The sequence below is a fragment of the Natronospirillum sp. genome (genome assembly GCF_022565775.1).
Taxonomy (GTDB): domain Bacteria; phylum Pseudomonadota; class Gammaproteobacteria; order Pseudomonadales; family Natronospirillaceae; genus Natronospirillum.
In genome coordinates this window covers 1-4,794 of record NZ_JAIUMC010000148.1, presented here as the reverse complement: position 1 = coordinate 4,794, position 4,794 = coordinate 1, and the positions used below count along the sequence as shown (strand labels likewise).

The window sequence follows — 4,794 nt, the reverse complement described above, 5'->3', positions numbered from 1 at the left end:
CCGGTCGCTCCTGCGCATCCATGCGCCCGCGACATTAGTGCATCCCTGCACGTCAGCGCGGCCAAGGCACGCGCCTACAAATGAGGCAGAACCCCCTGCAGGCGCTGGCTTGCCTGCGCTCGGCGGCGCAGCCGCCTTTAAAGGGAGCCTGCCGGCTCCAAGCGCGGCCAAGGCACGCGCCTACAAAAGAGGCACAACCCCCTGTAGGCGCTGGCTTGCCTGCGCTCGGCGGCGCAGCCGCCTTTAAAGGGAGCCTGCCGGCTCCAAGCGCGGCCAAGGCACGCGCCTACAAAAGAGGCACAACCCCCTGTAGGCGCTGGCTTGCCTGCGCTCGGCGGCGCAGCCGCCTTTAAAGGGAGCCTGCCGGCTCCAAGCGCGGCCAAGGCACGCGCCTACAAAAGAGGCACAACCCCCTGTAGGAGCGCACCCCGTGCGCGATAGGCGGCGCCAGCCGCCCCTATAGACAAGCGCGCAGTCTGACAGTTCATCCTCTCAATGCAATCAGAACTGCACCGAACGGCTGCCAGGTTGAGTGCTTGCTGCACCCTGCTGGCCGTTCACGATCCACTGAACATCCACGCTTTCGAAACCGGGGAAGTTGTCGAATGCGGTCACTTCAACACCAGTCAGAGCGCCAATGTTGTCGCAGTGGAAGCGGTATTCCAGGTTGAATTCCGTATGCACGCTGCCTTCAGCATGTTCATGGCCATGATCATCGTCGTGGCCGTGATCGTCGTGTCCGTGGTCATCATGTCCATGGTCGTCGTGGCCATCGTCATCATGCCCGTGGTCGTCATGCCCATGGTCGTCATGCCCGTGGTCGTCATGCCCATGATCGTCGTGGCCATGGTCGTCATGTCCGTGGTCGTCGTGACCGTGGTCGTCATGCCCGTGGTCGTCATGTCCGTGGTCGTCGTGACCGTGATCGTCATGTCCGTGATCATGATAATGCACTTCGAACTCCTCGCCGCGCATCTCGGCCAGTTGCTCGGACATCATTTCCACATTGTCCAGCGAGCAGCTTGCGGCAGACGTCAGCTGAAACACGTACTGCGCGGCAAGCAGCTTTTCTTCGGCTTCCAGCAACAGGGCTTCATCGGCCTCGTGGCGCGCAAAGTGCTCGAAACCCACCACATTGTAGGACGGGCTCTGCAACAGCACGTCAACATGGTCGTGATCGACGGCTACCAGCAACTGGGCGGCACCGTGAACGTGAGCACCCAACTGGCGTACCTCGTCATGCCCGTGATCATCGTGCCCGTGGTCATCGTGGCCATGATCGTCATGCCCGTGGTCATCGTGCCCGTGGTCGTCATGACCGTGATCATCAGACGCGAAGATGGGGGCGGCCAGCAGGCTGGCTGCCAGCAACGCAGAGGTCAGGGTGTTCAGTTTGAAGGCAGATTTTGTCATGAGTTGCTCCAGGATTTTTGGTTAGTAGAGTTTGCAGAGTTCAGCATTGATCAATGGTCAGCAGCAGTCGCGCCTGTCCGGCAGCCGGTTGCGGTGAGCGATGAATCAGCCCTCGGCCGGCATTGCCCGGCCAGGCGTCTCCCTTGCACAGGGCGACATCGCCAGTGTTCAGATTCTGGTGTTCCAGCTGCGCATCAGGAGGAATTTCAAGGCCACCGCTCTGGCCAGACGACCGGAGAATCTGGTCATTGGCCAGCCACTGCATGCCGGGGCCCTGATAGGTCGTGATCAGGCGGGCATTGACTCGGTCCACGTGATACTTGGGGCACATGGCACGATCCAGTGCCGTCAGTCGAATGCCCCAGTCCGGGTGGTCGAACAGAAAGTTCAGCATGTCCAGCAATTCTGAGATGTCGTCAGTCAGCGGCTGCGCTGCGGCTCCCAATTGCACCGACAGGATGTCGCGCAGTGCATCAGTGGTGCCGCTCTGCTGGATTTTCAGATCCGGCTGCTGCTGCAGAATGGCGGTTATTGCCTCCTGCAATGGGGTGCTGAGCACTCGCTGCCAGACGCACAGATTCACCGCGTCCTCGACGATGTCGGCCATGACCGCCGGTGTGTGGCCCTGACGCAGTTGGGCCTCTGTGTTAACTGTTCTTTCTGCCAGAGTCATGCTGCGGCCTCCCAACTGGGGAACGGATCTTCCAGGCGCAGCCAGTGCTCAACGCCGGCTGCCAGTTCTTCGTCGGTCAGCAAGCAGGCATCCAGTTGGCGGCGGGTTTCCGCCTTGTCGAGGTTCTGGCCGATGAACACCAGTTCCTGACGCATGTCGCCAAACGGATCCTGCCATTTTTCCCGGATAAAGGCCTGTGCCTCCGGGTCCTGTGGCCACTTTTCAGGTGGGATGGCCTTCCAGAACATGCCGGCGAAGCCATAGCGCGCAATGCCGCCGGCCTGACTCCATTCGCCTGCCAGTTGGGGGCGCGTCGCCAGCCAGAAATAACCTTTGGAACGGATCAGACGGCCAGTCGGCCATTCCTGATGCAGAAAATCGAAGAACCTTTTGGGGTGGAAAGGGCGGCGCGCCTGATAGGTGAAGCTGCTGATGCCGTATTCTTCGGTCTCCGGCACATGCTCACCGCGCATCTCCTTCAGCCAGCCGGGGGCCTGCTGTGCCCGCCCAAAATCGAACCGCCCGGTATTCAGAACACGCTCTAGCGGTACCTGACCCTCGCGAATGGGGATGATCTCGGCTTCCGGGTTCAGGCTGCGCAGCACGCCCGTCACCCGCTCGATCTGCCCGGGGCTGGCCAAGTCTGTCTTGCTGACCAGTAGCACATCACAGAACTCGATCTGATCGACCAGCAGATCAGCCACATTGCGCTCGTCGTCTTCGCCCAGTGTCTCACCAGCTTCCTCGAGGCTGCGGGCGGCTTCATATTCATCCAGAAAGTTGCAGGCATCGACCACAGTGACCATGGTATCCAGGCGGGCGAAGTCGCCAAGACTATGGCCATCTTCATCGGCAAAGGTGAAGGTTTCGGCCACCGGCAGGGGCTCCGAAATGCCCGTCGATTCAATCACCAGATAGTCAAACCGTCCGGCCTCTGCCAGCGCCCTGACCTCGATCAGCAGGTCTTCACGCAGGGTGCAGCAGATGCAGCCATTGCTCATTTCCACCAGCTTCTCTTCCGAGCGGTTCAGGCTGATCTCGTTCTGGACCTGAGTGGCATCTATATTGATTTCGCTCATGTCATTGACGATGACAGCGACCTTCAGGCCTTCACGATTCTGCAGAATATGGTTCAGCACCGTGGTCTTGCCGGCACCAAGAAAACCGGACAATACAGTGACTGGGAGTTTCGAGGCTGTGTCGATTGAGCTCATGGCTGACCCGAGTGTTGTTTGTTATTTCAGGACCAGTAGTGTGTAGATGATGTTATAACATTACAAGTACCTGATACAAATTTGCATCGGGAAGGGAGTGGTTTGGGGAGTAGCGGCGGTGTCATGGGCGCCTTGGGGCGCCCGCAGATTGAGGCTGTCGCTGAATCAGAAGCGATAGTCGACGCCGGCATGGAGTTGCGAATAAGTACCCCAGCCGCCGAAAGAACTGCTCCAGCGAAGATTGGCTGCCAGATCATCGGAGAAAAAGTAGCGGGCGCCAACCTGGCCGCCGGTGGATATGCCGCCGCCCCATGCGCCAGAGATATCATCATCGCTGTAGCTGAAATTGTTGTAGCCCAGCATCAGGCCGCCGTAAGGCTGTACATTGCCTTCGCCGGCATCATAGTGAACGTTGGCCTGAGCACCGATGAAGGTGTGGCTCAATGAATAGTTCAGGCCGCTGGAATAGTTGGTGTAAGCACCTACTGCGCCTGCACCGAAGTTGAAATCCGGAAAGATGTCGTCGATCAGGCCTCGTTCATAGGTGGCACCAAAGGTCGCGGCATTCGACAGGGTTGTGAAACCAAACCCTACGGTAGCGCCGACCAGGTTGTCACCCTCACTGAGCACATCAGCCATAAGCGGACTGCTGGCTGAAACGGCGAGTGTCAAAGTGGTTGCCATCATTAACTTCTTCATAAAGTCCTCTTTCAGTCCTTGGGAATGTGGTGTAGCCAATCAAGTTGATTTGGGTGCTACACCGCGGACTCTACAGGACAGGACTTACAGATGACTTACAGAGTGGACATAAAACAAAAAAACCCGTGAATGAAAAATCCACGGGTTTTCATTGTGGCGATAACGATCAGGCGTCCAGCCTGACCGTCAGCGTCATTCAGGCCGCAGAAACGCGGTTCTGACGACGGCGAGCTGCAAACAGGCCCAGAGCGCCGGTCAGCAGCAGGGCTGCGGTGCCGGGTTCGGGGACTGTGGTGCTCTTGCTAGTGCCCCAGATGGAGATATGAGAAATATCACCGCGACCGTCAGCCCAGAAACCCGAGAATGACAGGGTATCCATGCCATTCCAGCCATATTGGCTGCTCAGATCATAAAAGTAATACCTGGGGTCGTGGACGCCATCCTTGACAGCCAGGTAGCAGGATACGCAGTTGATGGCAGGCTGAGACGTGTCCCAAGTCAGGGTTCCGCCGTTACGATCGTCCAGATTGGGTGCCCAGACGAAAGAGTAGGAGCCCTGGTAGCTGCCTTCATCAGGATCACCGGCAGCCGCCTTGTAAAGCAGGTCAGTGTTGTCGAAGGTAGTGCCAAAAAGATCATTAATGCAACCAGGCTCGCAGTTAGACGGGCCATAGGGCGGCGTCCCATCGTTGCCATCGTAAAGCGCGTCACCCGGTAAAATAACAGTTCCTTGTGCTGAGGCTGCGAATAGCAGCCCTGCCAGGCCAAGTCCAAAAAATTTTGACCACTGTAAGC

At 58.3% G+C, this 4,794-nt stretch carries 5 protein-coding genes; all 5 read right to left on the bottom strand.

The genetic code is table 11. The annotated features are described in order from the left end of the window. Nucleotides 1-501: 501 nt before the first annotated feature. A complete protein-coding gene (locus LAT62_RS15965; protein WP_293386167.1) occupies nucleotides 502-1,413 on the bottom strand; it encodes a DUF2796 domain-containing protein in 912 nt (303 codons plus the stop codon). Nucleotides 1,414-1,453: 40 nt separating this feature from the next. Beyond that, a complete protein-coding gene (locus LAT62_RS15960) occupies nucleotides 1,454-2,086 on the bottom strand; it encodes a DUF1826 domain-containing protein (RefSeq protein ID WP_293386165.1) in 633 nt (210 codons plus the stop codon). Continuing rightward, complete coding sequence (gene zigA, locus LAT62_RS15955) at nucleotides 2,083-3,300, bottom strand: zinc metallochaperone GTPase ZigA (protein WP_293386163.1); 1,218 nt, start codon at nucleotides 3,298-3,300, stop codon at nucleotides 2,083-2,085. The genes LAT62_RS15960 and zigA overlap by 4 nt, the downstream gene beginning before the upstream one ends. Before the next feature lie 165 nt (nucleotides 3,301-3,465). After that, nucleotides 3,466-3,999, bottom strand: a complete 534-nt coding sequence (locus LAT62_RS15950) for a hypothetical protein (RefSeq protein ID WP_293386161.1) — start codon at nucleotides 3,997-3,999, stop codon at nucleotides 3,466-3,468. Between the two features lie 196 nt (nucleotides 4,000-4,195). After that, on the bottom strand, nucleotides 4,196-4,794 hold a 599-nt coding region (locus LAT62_RS15945), incomplete at its 5' end, for a PEP-CTERM sorting domain-containing protein (RefSeq protein ID WP_293386159.1).

Bases quoted from the DNA above. Each gene is read 5' to 3' on its own strand.
- LAT62_RS15965 (WP_293386167.1), bottom strand. From the start codon at position 1,413: ATGACAAAATCTGCCTTCAAACTGAACACCCTGACCTCTGCGTTGCTG.
- LAT62_RS15960 (WP_293386165.1), bottom strand. From the start codon at position 2,086: ATGACTCTGGCAGAAAGAACAGTTAACACAGAGGCCCAACTGCGTCAG.
- zigA (WP_293386163.1), bottom strand. From the start codon at position 3,300: ATGAGCTCAATCGACACAGCCTCGAAACTCCCAGTCACTGTATTGTCC.
- LAT62_RS15950 (WP_293386161.1), bottom strand. From the start codon at position 3,999: ATGAAGAAGTTAATGATGGCAACCACTTTGACACTCGCCGTTTCAGCC.